Origin of the sequence: Rathayibacter festucae DSM 15932 (assembly GCF_004011135.1) — a bacterium.
GTDB classification, from domain to species: domain Bacteria; phylum Actinomycetota; class Actinomycetes; order Actinomycetales; family Microbacteriaceae; genus Rathayibacter; species Rathayibacter festucae.
This window is the reverse complement of the sequence record NZ_CP028137.1, coordinates 4,233,313-4,248,938: the sequence shown is the minus strand read 5'-3', so window position 1 is coordinate 4,248,938 and position 15,626 is coordinate 4,233,313. Positions and strand designations below refer to the sequence as shown.

The following is a 15,626-nucleotide window of genomic DNA, read 5'->3' as shown; positions in this document are numbered from 1 at the left end:
GTGCCTCCATTACGTCAGTTATCCGGTCGTTTCGCAACCGGATCCGTCGTTCCGGCGCGGGACTCCCGGGCAGGTCGTCCGCCGCGGTCGTACACTGCGAGGGAAATCGGAGGGGACATGCGAGGACGCCGACCGCGCGACGGGGGACGCGACTCGGTGGCGACCCCTGCGGCCGCGGCTCCGCCTGGCGCGACTCCCCCGGTCGCGACTCCCTCCGACGCCGTCGGGGACGAGCCGCACGACGTCTCCCCCGGCATGCGCATCGCCGCCGCCTGGGGCTGGCGGGTGCTGGCCGTCGCGGCGCTGCTCTGGCTGGTCGTGAAGCTGGTCGCGCTGGTGCCGGTCGTCGTGGTGCCGGTGCTGATCGCGATCCTGGTCACCGCGCTGCTCACTCCGCTCCGCGACCGGCTCGAGCGATGGCGGCTGCCGCGCCCGCTGGCCGTGCTCGTCTCGATCCTCGCGCTCCTGCTCGCGCTGGTCGGCCTCATCGGGCTCGTCGTCGTCCAGTCCCGCGCGGGCTTCGGCGGCGTCGGGCAGCGGGCGCTCGACGCGGTCGACGACGTGGAGGCCTGGCTGCAGGGCCCACCGCTCGGCTTCTCCGACGTGCAGCTCGGCGACTGGGCGCAGAAGGCGATCGACTGGGCCGACACCCAGGCGTCGACGATCGCCTCCGGGGCCCTCGCGGTCGGCTCGCAGGTGGCCGAGGTGTTCGCGGGCGCGCTGCTCACCCTGTTCTCGCTGATCTTCCTGCTGCTGGACGGCCGGCGGATCTGGACCTGGTTCCTCCGCCTGATGCCGCGCGCCGCGCGCCTGCCGCTGGAGACGGGGGCGGCGGCCGGCTGGCGGACGCTGAGCCAGTTCGTCCGGGCCCAGCTCGGGGTCGCGGCGATCAACGCGATCGGCATCGGGATCGGCGCGCTCGCTCTGCAGCTGCCGCTGGTCGTGCCGATCGCGATCGTGGTGTTCCTCGGCTCCTTCGTGCCGTTCCTCGGCGCGATCGTGACGGGGGCGCTCGCGGCGGTCATCGCGCTGCTGTTCAGCGGACCGGTGGCGGCGCTGATCATGATCGGCGTCGTCGTCGTCGTGCACCTGCTCGAGGGGCACGTGCTGCAGCCGCTGATCCTCGGCTCGGCCGTGAAGGTGCATCCGCTCGCCGTCGTGCTGGGCGTCGCGACCGGGCTCGAGGTGGCGGGGCTGGCCGGCGCGCTGTTCGCGGTGCCGGTGATCGCGACGCTGAACTCGGCGATCACGGCGATGCGGCACGATCCGGAGCAGGTCGACTCCGTGCCCCGCGATCCGGGGCGCTCCGCGTGAGCCGGCACCCCTTCGACCCGGCGGGCGTCCCCGGGTCGGCGGTCCTGCCCGCGCTCGCCTGCCCGGTCTGCGGGGCGCCGCTGGCCCCGGACGCGCTGCCGCGGCCGACCCTGCTGCGCTGCCCGGTCGGACACAGCGCGGATCTGGCGCGCCAGGGCTACGTCTCGCTGCTGCGCGGCCGGCACGCCACCTCGGGCGACACCGCGGCGATGGTGCAGGCGCGCGAGGAGCTCCTGGGCTCCGGGCACTACCGGCCGATCCAGGACGCGGTCGCCGCGGCGGTGCCGGCGGACGCGCGGCTGGTCGTGGACCTCGGCTGCGGGACCGGCGCGTACCTCGCGGCGGTGCTCGAGGCGCGGCCGGAGGCGAGCGGGCTGGGGCTGGACCTGTCCGCGGCGGCCGCGCGCCGGGCTGCGCGCGCGCATCCGCGAGCCGCGGTGGCGACGGCGGACCTGTGGCAGCCGCTGCCGCTCGCCGACGGCTGCGCGGACGCGCTGCTGACCGTCTTCGCGCCGCGGAACGCGCCGGAGATGCGGCGGGTGCTGCGGGCGGGCGGCGTCGCGATCGTCGTGACACCGCGCGAGCGGCACCTCGGCGAGATCCGCCCGGTGTTCGGGATGCTCGGGATCGACGCGGGGAAGGCCGAGCGGCTGGACGAGCAGCTGCAGGGCTTCGAGCGGGTCGCGCGCGAGGAGCTGGACTACGCGGTCGCGATGACGCCGGACGAGCTGCGGGCCGAGGTGCTGATGGGACCGAGCGCGCACCACGTCGACGCGGCGGCGGTCGACGCGCTGCTGGCGGGGCGCGAGGAGACGACGACGGTGACGGTCGCGGTGACGGTGTCGGTGTACCGCGCGGGCTAGGCGGAGCGGCGCGGGGGCGCTGGTCGTCTCACGACCCGCACCTCCTCACGTCGGTGGATCTCCTCGGAAGAGACGCCCGCGAGCATGCTGGTCGAGTAGCCCCGCAGGGGCGCATCGAGACCCACCGTCATCAGCAAGGCTGGTCTGCAGGCTCGTCCTTCTGACGCGAGTGGGTCTCGATACGCGCGCTGCGCGCACTACTCGACCAGCAAGAAGGGGGCCACGCCGGCCGAGCACCACGCAGGGCAGCCGGTCATGCTGCTCGAGTAGCCGCCTCCGGCGGCCCACCCATGCTGGTCGAGTAGCCGCCTCCGGCGGCGTATCGAGACCCACCATCACTGACACGTTCGGGAGCGGGTCTCCTCCACACTCGCGTTCCGACGGCGTTGTCCCCGATCAGCCCATGGTTCCGACCCGGCTGTCGGTGGCTCCTGCTTCAATACGCGTATGACTGAAGATGAGAATGCGGCAGCACTCGCGGAGGTGCGGGGCTGCTTCACCGACGCCGCGGCCGCCGAGCGCGCCGCGTCCCCGACGCGCCTGAAAGCAGCGGAGCGCCTGCACCGCGGCTACCGCATCGCTCTCACCGTCCCGGAATCGTTCGCCCGCGGCGCCTCCCGGAGCGAGACCCGCGACCTTGTCGAGCGCTCCATCCGCGCCGAGCTCGCGGTGACGCTCGGCGTGTCCGAGCGGGAGGTCTCCCGCCGCCTCGAGACCGCGCAGATGCTGCTGGAGCACCTTCCGCTCACCCGGGCGCTGCTCCGCGACGCGCGGATCCTCTGGGAGGCCGGCGAGGCGATCTGCCGAACCGCGAGCAGCCTCCCGGAGAACTCCCGCACAGCCCTCGACGAGCGCGCCGCCGACGCCGCCCTCACGATGACGACCACCCAGCTGCGCCGAGCGTTGCAACGCTGGCGCGAGGAGCTGCACGAGCAGCCCCTCGCCGAACGGCACGCGCGCGCCCGGGAAGACCGCGCCGTCTGGGTCACGCCCGACGTCGACGGGATGGCCACGCTCTGCGTCCACGCTCCCGCGCCCGCAGTGGCGGGCGCCTACGACCGACTCCGCCGCATCGCCCGCACCCTCCGCGACGACGGCGACCCCCGCACCCTTCAGCAGCTCAGCGCCGATGCCGCCGTCGACCTGCTCTGCGACGGCGACATCGCCGGCACCACGCCGAACGCCGAGCATCGCCCCGACCCGACCTTCGTCCCCGGTGTCCGCGCGGAGGTGCGGCTGACCCTCGCAGTGTCCACCGCCGCGGGTCTCGATGACGCCCCTGCGGATCTCGACGGCTTCGGGCCGGTCCCCGCCGAGATCGCCCGCGAGCTGATCCGCACGGCGGCCTCCTTCACCCGCGTCCTCACCGATCAGGACACCGGCGCCGTCGTGTCTGTCGGCCGCACCTGGCGCATCCCGCCCGCGCAGATGCGCCTGCACCTCCACCTCCGCGATCAGACCTGCCGCTTCCCCGGCTGCACCCGCACGGCCTCAACAGCCGAGGCCGACCACACGATCGAATGGCGCAACGGCGGCGAGACCTCGCTCGAGAACCTCGTCATGCTCTGCACGTCCCACCACCACGTCCGGCACGGAGAGCAGTGGAGCTACGACCGGATCGACGACGACGGGACGCTCGAGTGGACGAGCCCCACCGGCCGGCGGATCAGCAACCGACCACCACCTCTGCCCGGGCGGCCGCCGGACCGGCCGCCGGGGCCGCGCTTCGACAACGTGCCCGCGCCGTTCTGACGGGTGGTGGATCTCGATACGCCCGCTTCGCGGGCTGCTCGATCAGCAGGGGAGAGGACGTCGGCGACATCACCTGGCCCGCGTCGCATGCTGGTCGAGCAGCGCGCAGCGCGTATCGAGACCCATCGTGACCAGGCGTGCCGCCGAGGCTCTGACGCGCGTGGATCTCGATACGCCCACTGCGCGGGCTACTCGATCAGCAGGGGCGCGGAGCGCTCCGCTCGACCGGCCGCGGGTCAGTAGCTCTCGCGGTGGCGCTCCTGGTCGACGACGGCGGCGCGGTCGGAGAGGGCGCGGAGGCCCGCGAGGGGCTGCGCCATCCGGTGGTTGCCGCGGAGGACGGGCTCGGTGCGGTCGAGGAAGGCCCAGTAGCCGGCGGTGACCGGGCAGGCGTTCTCGCCCAGGCGCACCTTCGGGTTGAAGCGGCAGCCGCCGCAGTAGTCGGACATCTTGTTGATGTAGGCGCCGCCGGAGGAGTACGGCTTGGTCGCGACGATCCCGCCGTCCGCGTGCTGGGACATGCCGATCACGTTCGCGGGCATCACCCACTCCGTGCCGTCGACGAAGACGTCGACGAACCAGTCGTTGAGCTCGGCCGGGTCCCAGCCGCGCTGCAGACCCCAGTTGCCGAGCACCATCAGCCGCTGGATGTGGTGCGCCCAGCCGTGCCGGCGCACGTCGTCGAGGGTCTCGTGCAGGCAGTTCGCCTCGATGCCGGCCGGATCGAGGTCGAGCAGCTGCTGCGGCAGCGGAGCCTTCGCGCCGAGCGCGTTGCTGCGCTCGCGGTAGTCCGGGCCGAGGTGCCAGTAGAGGTGCCAGACGTAGTCGCGCCAGCCGAGGATCTGCCGGACGAAGCCCTCGACGCTCGCGAGCGGGGCGCCGCCGGAGGCGTGCTCGGCCGCGGCGGCGTCGATCACGGCGCGCGGATCGAGCAGCCCGAGGTTGAGCGGTGCGCTCAGCAGCGAGTGCGCCATCGTCCAGTCGCCGGAGAGCATCGCATCCTCGTAGGTGCCGAAGTCGCCCAGCCGCGACGAGACGAAGTCGGCGAGCGCCGCCTCCGCCTCCGCGGGGGTCGCCGCGAACCGACGCGGGCCGTCCTCGCCGACGAGCCGGATCGCGCCCTCGCGCTCCCAGCGGGCGAGATCGGCGCGGACCTCCTCGTCGATGTCGTCCTCCTCCGGCCACCACGGATCGGGCAGGCCGAGCCGCGAGGCGCCCTTGGGCGGCGGGTTGCGGTTGTCGTGGTCGTAGTTCCAGCGGCCGCCCTCGGGCTGGTCGCCGCGCATCAGCACGCCGGTGCGCTCGCGGCTCCAGCGGTAGAAGTCCTCGAGGAGGAGTCGCTTGCCGGACTTCGCGAGCGCCCACTCGCGGAAGTCCTCCTCCTCCGTGACGAAGCCGCGGCTGGGCAGGACGCTCATGCCCAGCCGGCGGGCGAGGCGGCGGCCGCCCCGGGTCGGCGGGTCGATCACCTCGAGGTCGTCGCGGCCCGCGAGCCCCTCGGCGAAGGTCTCGGCGCGGACGTACTCGGCGCGGTCGCCGAGCTCGCGGCCGCGGTGGCGCAGGGCCGAGAGCAGCAGCTGCGCCTTCGCGCGGTGCATCGGCCGCCGCCCGAAGGCCGAGCGGGCCTCGACGAGCAGCATCGGGCCGCCGTCGTCGAAGGGGGGGCCGAGCTGGCCGATGACGCTCCAGCGGGTGCGTGCAGTCCGTGCAGTCATGCTCGGAGGCTAGGCGGCGGCGGACGGGTCGCGACAGGAGTTGCGCTCGGGGCGGGGAACGGCGAAGTGCCCGGCACGCCGACGTGCGCCGGATGTCAAGGTGCGCGGATGTGCAGCCGCGACGGCTTGCACCGGCGGACCGGGTGCAGGATCGTCGACTGCATCCACCCGACGCGATGAGGCGAGGAGCCCCGCCATGGCACACGACGACGAGTTCGAGACCACCACGACCACCGAGAGCGGCGGCACGACCGAGGAGACGACCCGACGCGGCCGCCACCTCGCGGACGGCGACGCGGACGGCCACGGCACGGACGGCCACGGCACCGACGGACACAGCACCGACACCTCGGCCGAGGGCGAGTACACCGAGACCGACGGCGTCTCGCACACCGACGGCGAGCAGGAGGGCAGCTACGTCGACACCTCCTCGCACGAGGAGTCGAGCACCGAGAAGGGCAGCTACGTCGACACCGAGGGCTCCGGCCCCGACTCCACCGGCGAGGGCGAGTACACCGACCGCGACGAGTAGTCCGCGCGTGCGGGCCGGCCGTCAGTGCTGGGCGGCCGCCCGCTCCGCCGCGATGAACGCGGCGATCGCGTCGGCGCCCGGATGGTCGTCGGCGCTGATCGTCACCACTGCGTCGCCCGCGAAGATGAGCAGCTGGCCGTAGGCGCCGTGCAGGCGCCAGCTCGCGCCGGGGCCGTCCCAGCCGGCGAGGGCGTAGCGCCGGTAGCCCGGGCCGGTGCCCGCGGCGACCCAGTCGGAGTGCATCAGGTCGCTCCACTCGGGCGCGAGGATCCGCTCGTTCCGCCAGACGCCGCGATCGCGGAGGAGGCGGCCGATCCGGGCGGTCTCCTCCGTGCGGAGCGCCAGTCCGCTGCCGGCGACGATGCGGCCGTTCGGGCAGCGCTCCCACTCCGCGCCCTCGATCCCGAGCGGCCGCAGCAGGCGGCGGTCGACGTACTCGCCCACGTCGCCGACCCGCGTCTCCAGGAGCCGCATCGCGGTGTAGCTGCTGGCGTTGGAGTACTGGAAGACGGGCCCGGCGGAGGGCCGCCGGAGGAACTCGACGGCGAGGTCGGGCCAGTCCGTCATCAGGGTTGGCGACCAGGGCAGGTCGATGCCGCTGGTCATGCTGAGCAGCCGGCGCAGCGTGAGCTCGGCGACTCCCTCGCCCAGGTCGGTCGAGACGTCCGCGGCCAGCGGTCCCAGCGGCTCGTCGAGCGAGATCAGGCCTTCGTCGACGGCCAGCCCCGCGGCCAGCACGCAGACGCCCTTGGCGACGGAGTGCACGTCCTCGCGGACGTCCGGCGTCCAGCGGTGCTCGGCCGTGTCGTCGCCGATCAGCACGTGCAGGCCGTGCGCACCGAAGCCGACGGCGTCGATGTGCTCGACGAGGCGGTCGCGGAAGATCTGCGCTGCGGTCACCGGGACAGTCTGCCCGGCACGGGCGCTTCCTAAGATCGTGGGCATGGACGAGGACAGCGCACGGGGCACCTGGCGGCGCGAGCCGAGCACCGTCGTCGTCGCGGACACCGGTGCGCCGACGCGCATCGCCGAGCCGTTCGCGATCGCGGCCGGCAGCGTCCGGCTCGAGGCGCCGCACGAGTTCGCGCCGCACCGGCACGCGCTGCACGAGCTGGTCTGGGTCCGCGGCGGCACCATGACCGTCCGGCTCGAGCACCGGATCCTGACCGTGCCGGACGGCTTCGGCGTCTGGATCCCGGCCGGGACGGAGCACGCCGGGCGGACGACCGCGCGCACCGCCCTCTGCGACGCGCTCTTCGATCCGGAGCGCTCGCCCGTGCCGATCACGGCGCCGGTCCTCGTCGAGATCACCCCGGTGCTCGCCGCGCTGCTCACCCGGCTCGCGCGGACCGACCTCGAGGCGGCGGCGCGGCTGCGGGCGGAGGCGGTGGTCTTCGACGTCATCGCGCCGTCTGCGGAGCAGTACTCCGTCACCGTGCCGCAGGGCGAGCGGCTCGCGCCCCTGGTCGCGGCCCTCCTCGACGACCCGACCGACCGGCGGACGCTCGCCGACTGGGCGGAGCACCTCGGCGTCGGCGAGCGGACCCTCTCGCGGGTCCTCCGCGCGCAGACCGGGCTGTCGTTCCTGCAGTGGCGCCAGGCGCTGCGGGCGCACCGGGCGCTCGCGCTGCTGGCGGAGGGGCGCAGCGTGCAGGACGTCTCGGAGCTGATGGGCCACACGCATCCGAGCACGTTCATCGCGGCGTTCAAGCGGGTGATGGGGACCACTCCCGGCGCCTTCGCGCAGGATCAGCGCACGGCTGCGGCATCGGCCGCGGGCTGAGGACGGGCGTCCGACCGCGTCGGGTCTCGATACGCCCCTGCGGGGCTGCTCGACCAGCATGAAGGCGCCCTGCGGGGCTGCTCGACCGGCAGGAGAAGAGGCGGATCCGAGCATCATGCTGATCGAGTAGCCCGCGCAGCGGGCGTATCGAGATCCGCCCCTGTCCGAGCCGCCGCTTCGAGCGGCGCCGTCCCGTGCCACGCAGAGGCGGCTTGAGTGGCCGGAACGCTCTATCCGGTGTCGTCGGCAGTCGATTGCGGACGGTGGGGCGGCCGCCTAGCCTGAGGAAGGTAAGCCAACCCTTACTCAGCGGATCCCCTCCCGCTTCCCCCTCCGACGCAGGAATCCGCTCCTCCCATGCCTCCCTCCCCCGAGCCCGCGCGCGCGTCCTCGCGCCTCGCCGGTACCGACCTCGTGCTCGGCTTCGGCCGGCGCACCGTCGTCGACGGCGTCTCGGTGCGGCTCGAGCCGGGGCGGGTGACCGCACTCGTCGGCCCGAACGGCTCCGGCAAGTCGACGCTGCTGCGCGCGTTGGCACGGCTGCACGCCCCGAGCGGCGGCGCCGTCGTCCTCGCCGGCGACCGCCCCGCGACCGCGCTGAGCAGCCGCGACTTCGCCCGCGAGGTGACCCTCTTCGCGCAGAGCCGCACCGCGCCGCAGGGGCTCAGCGTCCGGGAGGTCGTCGCCTTCGGCCGCCACCCGCACCGCCGGGCCTTCGCCGGGCCGTCCGCCCGCGACCGCGAGGCGGTGGAGCAGGCGATGGCCACCACCGGGGTGCTGTCGATGGCGGAGCGCGCGGCCGGCGAGCTCAGCGGCGGCGAGCTGCAGCGGGTCTGGCTCGCGGCCTGCCTCGCGCAGGAGACCGGCGTGGTGCTGCTCGACGAGCCGACCAACCACCTCGACCTCCGCTACCAGGTGGAGACGCTGGATCTGATCCGCGATCTCGCCGAGGTGCACGGGGCCGCGGTCGGCGTTGTGCTGCACGACCTCGACCACGCGGCGCGCGTCGCCGACCGACTGCTGCTGCTGAGCGACGGGCGCGTCCTCGCCGAGGGCGACCCGCTCGCCGTGCTCACCGCCGAGCACATCGAGGCGGCCTACGGACTGCGGGTCGAGGTCGCCGTGGACGAGCGGACCGGACACCTGCGCATCGACCCCGTCAGCCGGCACAGCGTCCGCCTGCACGACCAGACCCCCGCCCGTTCCCGAGAGGACACCGAAGAATGACCCGCGCCCCCCTCCTCCCCGCCGCCCTCGCCGCGGCCGCCGTCGGAGTGCTCCTGCTCACCGGCTGCGGCACCACCGCCGTCGAGAGCGCCGACGCGGCCGGCACCGTCGACTCCGCCGACTGCGCCGCCGACGACACCGCGACCGCCACCGGCGCCGTCTCGCTCACCGACAGCCTCGGCCGCACCGTCGAGCTCGACGCGCCCGCCGAGCGGATCGTCGTGCTGGAGTGGCAGCAGACCGAGGACCTGCTGACGCTCTGCGTCGCCCCGGTCGGCGCCGCCTCGACCGAGGACTACGCCACCTACGTCAGCGCCGAGACCCTGCCCGCGAGCACCGCGGACGTGGGCGAGCGCGGCGAGCCGGACCTCGACACCCTCTACGGCCTCGACCCCGACCTGATCGTGATGGAGGCGTACAGCGCCGACGACGAGCTCCTCGCCCAGCTCGAGGAGCGCGACGTGCCCGTGCTCGCCACCATCGGCGCGGACGCGAGCGGCCAGATCGACAACATGAAGGAGGTGTTCTCGCTCCTGGGCGAGGCCACCGGCCGGACCGAGCGCGCCGACGCGGTGCTCGCCGAGTTCGACCAGCACCTCGCCGACGCCAAGACCGAGGTCGCCGAGGCGGCGCTCGCGACACCGGAGTTCGTCTTCTTCGACGGCTGGATCGAGAGCGGCAACGTCGTCATCCGCCCCTACGGGAAGGGCGCGCTGTTCACCGAGCTGGGCGAGGAGCTCGGCCTGGAGGGCGCCTGGACCGACGAGATCAACGACTCCTACGGCAGCGGCGGCGTCGACCCCTCCTACGGACTCGCGCAGACCGACATCGAGGGGCTGACCGCGGTCGGCGAGGCGAACCTCGTCTACTCCAACGACGGCACCCCCGACAGCTACGTCACCGAGCTCGCCAAGAGCCCGGTCTGGTCCGCGCTGCCCGCCGTGCAGCAGGGCCGCGCCTTCGAGTTCCCGCCCGGCGTCTGGGGCGCGGGCGGACCGAAGTCCGGCGAGCAGGCCATCGACGCCTTCGTGGACGTCATCGTCGGCGAGTGACGACGACGCCGACCGCCGCCCAGCGCCGCGCGACCGCCCCCTCCGGGCGGCGCGCGGCGCTCGGCGGCGTCGGCGTGCTCGCGGCCCTCACCGTCGCGGTCGTGCTCATCGGGCTCTGGCACCTGACCCAGGGCACCTCGGGCATCGGCGCGGACGGGCTGCTGCGCGCCCTGCTCGGCGAGGACGTGGCGGTCGGCGGAGTCTCGGCGGGCGACGTCTTCGCCGGCTCCCGGCTGCCGCGCCTCTCCGCGGGCATCGCCGTGGGCCTGGCTCTCGGCGCCGCCGGCGCGCTGCTGCAGTCGATCTCGCGCAACGCGCTCGCCTCCCCCGACACGCTCGCGGTGACCGCGGGCGCCTACTTCGCCCTCACCGTGGTCGCCGCCTTCTCGCTGACCGTGCCGCTCTGGGCGTCCAGCGGAGTCGCCTTCCTCGGCGGTCTCGCCGCGGCGGCGCTGGTGCTGGCGCTCACCGGGCGGGCCGCGGGCACCTCCAGCACCCGGCTGATCCTGGCCGGCTCGGCCATCGCGATGGCACTCGACTCCGGCACCGCGATGCTGCTGATCCTCTTCCGGGAGAACACCACCGGGCTCTTCGCCTGGGGCAGCGGCTCGCTCGGGCAGCTCAACATCGACGCGTCGGCGCGCGCCGCCCCGCTGATCGTCGTCGTGCTCGCGCTCGCGCTGCTGCTCTCGCGCCGCCTCGACGTGCTCGGCCTCGGCGAGGACGGCGCCGCCTCACTGGGCGTCCCGGTCCGCTCGACGCGGGCGCTCGCCGTGCTCTGCGCGGTCCTGCTCACCAGCACCTCGGTGACGCTGGCCGGGCCGATCGCCTTCGTCGGCCTCGGCGCCCCCGTCCTCACCCGGCTCCTGGCCGCGCGGGTGCCGGCGCTGCGCCGCCACGTCTTCCTGGTGCCCGCGTCGGCGCTGATCGGCGCCGCGCTGATCGTGCTCGCCGACGCGCTGCTGCGCGCGATCCTCAGCCCGGAGGGAGCCACGGCGATCCCGACGGGCATCCCCACCGCGGTGCTCGGCGGGCTCGTCATCGTGGTCCTCGCCCTGCGGATGCGCGACGCCGGTGCGGCGCGATCGGCGCGGACGGTCCGCTCGACGCTGCGGACGGCGCGGCGGTTCCGGGTCGTGCTCGGGGTCGTCGCCGTCCTGCTCGCCGTGACGATCGTGCTCGCCCTGCTCGCGGGGAGCCTGCAGCTGCGGCTCGGCGACGTCGTCCTCTGGCTGCAGAGCGCGGCACCGGACCTCGTCGCCCGCGCCCTCGACGAGCGGGCGCCGCGCATCGCCGCGGCCGTGCTCGCGGGCGGGGCGCTCGCCCTCGCCGGCACCGCCGTGCAGGGCACGGTGCGCAATCCGCTGGCCGAGCCGGGGCTGCTCGGCATCACGGCCGGCGCCGGGCTCGGTGCCGTGATCGTCGTCACCACCGGGCTGGGCGGCGGCGGCCGGCCGGTGCTGATCGCGATGGCGATCGCCGCGGGGCTCGCGACCTTCGGCGCGATCGCGCTGCTCTCCTGGCGCGGCGGGCTGCAGCCGGACCGCTTCGTGCTCGTCGGCATCGGTGCCGGCTACGCGCTGAGCGCCGTGACCGCCTTCCTGCTGCTGAGCTCCGACCCGTGGCGGACCCCGCGGATCCTCACCTGGCTCTCCGGCACGACCTACGGCCGCTCGCTCCCGGACGTGCTGCCGGTCGCGCTCGGGATCCTGGTGCTGCTGCCGGTGCTCCTCGGGCTGCGCCGCCGCCTCGACCTGCTGGCGATCGACGAGGACACGCCGCGGATCCTCGGCGTCCGGCCCGAGCGCACCCGCCTGGGCGTGCTGGCCCTCGCCGCCGTGCTCGCCTCGCTGGCCGTCGTCGCCGTCGGCACGGTCGGCTTCGTCGGTCTGGTCGCGCCGCACCTGGCCCGGACGCTGGTCGGCGCGCGGCACGGGCGCATCGTCCCGGTCGCGATGCTGCTCGGCGGCCTGCTCGTCCTCGTCGCGGACACCCTCGGCCGCACCCTGATCGCGCCGTCGCAGCTGCCCGCCGGGCTGATGATCGCGCTGGTCGGCGCGCCCTACTTCGTCTGGCTGCTCCGCCGCACCCGCGACTGAGCGAGGAGGCGGTAGGCCGCGCCCGCGACGAGCACCGCGAGGCCGCCCGCGATCGAGGCGGGCGGGAGGGTCGCCACGAGGAGGAGGCAGCCGGCGACGCCGACGACCGCCAGCGGGCGCGGATAGCGGCGGTGCGGGGCCTCCTGGGTCAGCGCCGCGACGTTCGCGACCAGGTAGTAGAGCAGCACGCCGAACGAGGAGAAGCCGATCGCCGAGCGCAGGTCGGCGACGAGCACCAGGACGACGACGATCAGGCCGACGGCGATCTCGGCGCGGCGCGGGACGCTGCGGATCGGGTCGATCACGGCGAGCGCCCGCGGCAGATCGCCGTTCCGCGCCATCGCCAGGCTCGTGCGGCCGATGCCCGCGATCAGCGCGAGCAGCGCGCCGAGGCTCGCCGCCGCGGCGCCCACGCGGATCGGCACCGCGGTCCACGGCCAGGCGGCGGCCGCGTCGACGAGGGGCTGCGTCGAGGCGGCGAGCCGCTCCGGTCCGAGCGCCGCGAGCAGCCCGGCGCCGACGACGGTGTAGAGCAGGACCGCGAGCACGAGGGCGCCGAGGATCGCGCGCGGGATCGTGCGGGCGGGGTCGCGCACCTCCTCCCCCATCGTCGCGAGGCGGGCGTAGCCGGCGAAGGCGAAGAACAGCAGGCCGGCCGACTGCAGCACGCCGTAGGCGTCGAAGGGCCGATCGGCGCCGGTGACGGACGCCGGTCCGGACGCCGCGGCCGCCGCCATCGCGACGACGAGCACCACGAGCACGATCGAGAGCAGGATCCGCGTCGCGAGCGCCGTGCGGGTCACCCCGAGGACGTTCACCGCCACGAGCGCCACGACCGCGGCGACCGCGACCGGCCGCTCCCAGCCCGCGGGCGCGGCGTAGGCGGCGACGGTCAGCGCCATCGCGGCGCAGCTCGCGGTCTTGCCGACGACGAAGCTCCAGCCGGCGAGGAAGCCGGGCCACTCGCCGAGGCGCTCCCGGCCGTAGAGGTAGGCGCCGCCCGAGCGCGGGTACTGCGCGGCGAGCTGCGCCGTGGAGGAGGCGTTCGCCCAGGCGACGATCGCGGCCAGCGCGAGGCCGACCAGCAGCCACGGCCCGGCCGCCGCGGCGGCGGGGCTGAAGGCCGAGAAGAGCCCGGCGCCGATCATCGAGCCGAGCCCGATGACGACGGCGTCGCGGAAGCCCAGGCGGCGGGCGAGGGAGGCGTCGGCTGTCACCGGACCGTCTTAGCGCACGCGGGGAACGCGCGGGTTAACCTGGGCGTCCGCGCCGAGACCGGGAGGCTCCCATCCGCATCCTCATCGTCGACGACGAGATCAATCTGCTGGGCGCGCTCGAGGCGGGGCTGCAGGGCGAGGGCTTCGCGGTCGACACCGCGACGAACGGCACCGACGCGCTCTGGCTCGCGCAGGAGGCGGAGTACGCGGCGATCGTGCTCGACCTGATGCTCCCCGACATCAGCGGCTTCCGCGTCTGCGAGCGGCTGCGCGCGGCCGAGGACTGGACGCCGATCCTGATGCTCACTGCGAAGGACGGGGACCTCGACCAGGTCGAGGCGCTCGACACCGGCGCGGACGACTACCTGACCAAGCCGTTCTCCTTCCCGGTGCTCGTGGCGCGGCTGCGGGCGCTGATCCGCCGCGGCGCCGCCGAGCGGCCCACCGTGCTGACCGTCGGCGATCTCGTGCTCGATCCGGCCGCGCGCCGGGTGGAGCGGGGCGGGGTCGCGATCCCGCTCACGGCCCGCGAGTTCAGCGTGCTGGAGTACCTCGTCTCCCGGGCGGGCGACGTCGTCTCCAAGCGCGACGTGCTCGGCGCGGTCTGGGACTTCGACTTCGACGGCGATCCCAACATCGTCGAGGTCTACATCCGGACGCTCCGCAACAAGATCGACCGGCCGTTCGGCCGCGAGACGATCCGCACTCAGCGCGGCGCGGGCTACACGGTGCTGCCGTGAGGGGCCTTGCGACGCGGCGGCGCTCCCTGCGCTCCCGGATCACGCTCGCGGCCGCCGCCGTCGTCGCCCTCGCGGCGGTGCTCGGCGCGGCCGGCTTCCTGCTGGTGCTCTCCTCCGTGCTCGCGGGCAGTGCCGCGACGGCCGCCGAGACCGAGGCGGAGCGGGTCGCGACGCTGGTCGAGCGCGGCGGTGCCGACGCGGTCCGGGCCTCGGAGGGCGTGGTCCAGCTGGTCGTCGACGGGCGCGTGGTCGCCGCGGGCGAGGACGCCGACGACCTGCCGGCGCTCGCGACCGAGGAGCGCGACGAGCCGTTCACGACGACGCCCGCGGACGAGGATCCGCTGGTCGTCGCGACCCAGGAGCTCGACGACGGCGCGCTCCTGGTCGTCGGCCTGCCCGACGAGGGCCGCGCGGAGGCGCTGGCGACGACCGCGGGTCTGCTGGCCGTCGCCGTCCCGCTGCTGGTCGCCTTCGTCGCGATCGTCTGCTGGATCGTCGTCGGCCGCGCCCTGCGGCCGGTGGACCGGATGCGCGCGGAGGCGGACGCGGTGACCGCCGCGGCCCTGGACCGCCGCGTCGCGGAGCCCGGCTCCGGCGACGAGATCGACCGGCTCGCGCAGACGCTGAACCGGATGCTTGGCCGCCTCGAGGACGGCCAGGAGCGGCAGCGCCGGTTCGTCTCGGACGCCTCGCACGAGCTCCGCTCGCCGGTCGCGGCCCTGCGGCAGAGCGCGGAGGTCGCGCTCGCGCACCCCGACCGGCTCGACGCGGCGCGGCTGGCGACGACGGTCGCCGAGGAGTCGGTGCGGATGGGCGGCCTGATCGAGGGCCTGCTGCTGCTGGCGCGCGCGGACGAGGCGCGGCTGGCCGTGCTCGCGGTCCCGGTCGACCTCGACGACCTGGCGCTGCGCGAGGTGCGGCGGCTGCGCGACTCCGGGATCGCCGTGGACGCCTCGGGCGTCTCGCCGGTGCAGGCGGTGGCGGACGAGGCGCTGCTCGGGCGGGCGCTGCGGAACCTCGTCGACAACGCCGTGCGGCACCGGGCCGCGCGGCTGGCGATCGCGACCCGCGGGGAGGGCGACTCCGCGGTGCTGGTCGTCGACGACGACGGGCCGGGGATCCCGGCGGCCGACCGCGAGCGGGTGCTGGAGCGCTTCGTGCGGCTGGACGAGGGGCGCGCCCGCGACGCCGGCGGCTCGGGGCTCGGGCTCGCGATCGTCGCCGAGATCGCGGCGGCGCACGGCGGGAGCGTCGCGATCGAGGAGTCGCCGTGGGGCGGCGCGCGAGTGACGCTGCGGGTGCCGCTGCGCTGACCGGCGCCGGGACCGCTCC

13 protein-coding genes are annotated in these 15,626 nt (G+C 75.0%); 10 read left to right on the top strand and 3 right to left on the bottom strand.

Annotated features, from left to right (window positions below; all coding sequences use genetic code 11):
- The first annotated feature begins 117 nt into the window (after positions 1–117).
- The 3 genes from C1I64_RS19390 (at position 118) to C1I64_RS19380 (ending at position 3,929) form a co-directional block, all read left to right on the top strand.
- Positions 118–1,314 (top strand): AI-2E family transporter, encoded by a 1,197-nt coding sequence (locus C1I64_RS19390; RefSeq protein ID WP_127888355.1) that lies wholly within the window; start codon positions 118–120, stop codon positions 1,312–1,314.
- Positions 1,311–2,177: a methyltransferase domain-containing protein gene (locus C1I64_RS19385; RefSeq protein ID WP_208645169.1), complete on the top strand. Its 867-nt coding sequence runs from the start codon at positions 1,311–1,313 to the stop codon at positions 2,175–2,177. The genes C1I64_RS19390 and C1I64_RS19385 overlap by 4 nt, the downstream gene beginning before the upstream one ends.
- Positions 2,178–2,624: 447 nt before the next feature.
- Complete coding sequence (locus C1I64_RS19380; RefSeq protein WP_127888354.1) at positions 2,625–3,929, top strand: HNH endonuclease signature motif containing protein; 1,305 nt, start codon at positions 2,625–2,627, stop codon at positions 3,927–3,929.
- Between the two features lie 236 nt (positions 3,930–4,165).
- Here the strand turns inward: C1I64_RS19380 and C1I64_RS19375 are convergent, their stop codons facing one another.
- On the bottom strand, positions 4,166–5,644 hold the full coding sequence (locus tag C1I64_RS19375) for a cryptochrome/photolyase family protein (protein ID WP_127888353.1): 1,479 nt from the start codon (positions 5,642–5,644) through the stop codon (positions 4,166–4,168).
- Positions 5,645–5,840: 196 nt separating this feature from the next.
- On the opposite strand from C1I64_RS19375, the gene C1I64_RS19370 reads away from it, so the two are divergent.
- Positions 5,841–6,176, top strand: coding sequence for a hypothetical protein (locus C1I64_RS19370; RefSeq protein ID WP_127888352.1), 336 nt, complete (start codon positions 5,841–5,843; stop codon positions 6,174–6,176).
- A gap of 21 nt (positions 6,177–6,197) precedes the next feature.
- On the opposite strand, the gene C1I64_RS19365 is transcribed toward C1I64_RS19370, so the two are convergent.
- Positions 6,198–7,076: a serine hydrolase domain-containing protein gene (locus tag C1I64_RS19365; protein WP_127888351.1), complete on the bottom strand. Its 879-nt coding sequence runs from the start codon at positions 7,074–7,076 to the stop codon at positions 6,198–6,200.
- 43 nt (positions 7,077–7,119) lie between these two features.
- On the opposite strand from C1I64_RS19365, the gene C1I64_RS19360 reads away from it, so the two are divergent.
- The 4 genes from C1I64_RS19360 to C1I64_RS19345 all read left to right on the top strand — a co-directional run bounded on the left by C1I64_RS19360 (position 7,120) and on the right by C1I64_RS19345 (position 12,337).
- Positions 7,120–7,959 carry a helix-turn-helix transcriptional regulator gene (locus C1I64_RS19360; protein ID WP_127888350.1) on the top strand — a complete coding sequence of 280 codons (840 nt, stop codon included), beginning with the start codon at positions 7,120–7,122 and terminating at the stop codon, positions 7,957–7,959.
- Positions 7,960–8,316: 357 nt separating this feature from the next.
- Positions 8,317–9,186: an ABC transporter ATP-binding protein gene (locus C1I64_RS19355; RefSeq protein ID WP_127888349.1), complete on the top strand. Its 870-nt coding sequence runs from the start codon at positions 8,317–8,319 to the stop codon at positions 9,184–9,186.
- On the top strand, positions 9,183–10,238 hold the full coding sequence (locus C1I64_RS19350) for an ABC transporter substrate-binding protein (protein ID WP_127888348.1): 1,056 nt from the start codon (positions 9,183–9,185) through the stop codon (positions 10,236–10,238). Before C1I64_RS19355 ends, C1I64_RS19350 begins: the two co-directional genes overlap by 4 nt.
- Positions 10,235–12,337: an iron ABC transporter permease gene (locus tag C1I64_RS19345; RefSeq protein ID WP_127888347.1), complete on the top strand. Its 2,103-nt coding sequence runs from the start codon at positions 10,235–10,237 to the stop codon at positions 12,335–12,337. The genes C1I64_RS19350 and C1I64_RS19345 overlap by 4 nt, the downstream gene beginning before the upstream one ends.
- Here the strand turns inward: C1I64_RS19345 and C1I64_RS19340 are convergent.
- Positions 12,301–13,554 carry an APC family permease gene (locus tag C1I64_RS19340; RefSeq protein WP_127888346.1) on the bottom strand — a complete coding sequence of 418 codons (1,254 nt, stop codon included), beginning with the start codon at positions 13,552–13,554 and terminating at the stop codon, positions 12,301–12,303. The two genes, C1I64_RS19345 and C1I64_RS19340, sit on opposite strands and share 37 nt — an antisense overlap.
- Positions 13,555–13,625: 71 nt before the next feature.
- Here C1I64_RS19340 and C1I64_RS19335 point away from each other — a divergent pair, with 71 nt between their 5' ends.
- Complete coding sequence (locus C1I64_RS19335) at positions 13,626–14,294, top strand: response regulator transcription factor (protein ID WP_123734409.1); 669 nt, start codon at positions 13,626–13,628, stop codon at positions 14,292–14,294.
- On the top strand, positions 14,291–15,607 hold the full coding sequence (locus tag C1I64_RS19330; RefSeq protein ID WP_127888345.1) for a sensor histidine kinase: 1,317 nt from the start codon (positions 14,291–14,293) through the stop codon (positions 15,605–15,607). Before C1I64_RS19335 ends, C1I64_RS19330 begins: the two co-directional genes overlap by 4 nt.
- The last annotated feature ends 19 nt before the right edge of the window (positions 15,608–15,626 follow it).

Excerpts from the sequence above, each read along its gene's own strand:
- C1I64_RS19380 (WP_127888354.1), top strand. The coding sequence starts at position 2,625 with ATGACTGAAGATGAGAATGCGGCAGCACTCGCGGAGGTGCGGGGCTGC.
- C1I64_RS19350 (WP_127888348.1), top strand. The coding sequence starts at position 9,183 with ATGACCCGCGCCCCCCTCCTCCCCGCCGCCCTCGCCGCGGCCGCCGTC.
- C1I64_RS19390 (WP_127888355.1), top strand. The coding sequence starts at position 118 with ATGCGAGGACGCCGACCGCGCGACGGGGGACGCGACTCGGTGGCGACC.
- C1I64_RS19375 (WP_127888353.1), bottom strand. The coding sequence starts at position 5,644 with ATGACTGCACGGACTGCACGCACCCGCTGGAGCGTCATCGGCCAGCTC.
- C1I64_RS19355 (WP_127888349.1), top strand. The coding sequence starts at position 8,317 with ATGCCTCCCTCCCCCGAGCCCGCGCGCGCGTCCTCGCGCCTCGCCGGT.
- C1I64_RS19370 (WP_127888352.1), top strand. The coding sequence starts at position 5,841 with ATGGCACACGACGACGAGTTCGAGACCACCACGACCACCGAGAGCGGC.
- C1I64_RS19360 (WP_127888350.1), top strand. The coding sequence starts at position 7,120 with ATGGACGAGGACAGCGCACGGGGCACCTGGCGGCGCGAGCCGAGCACC.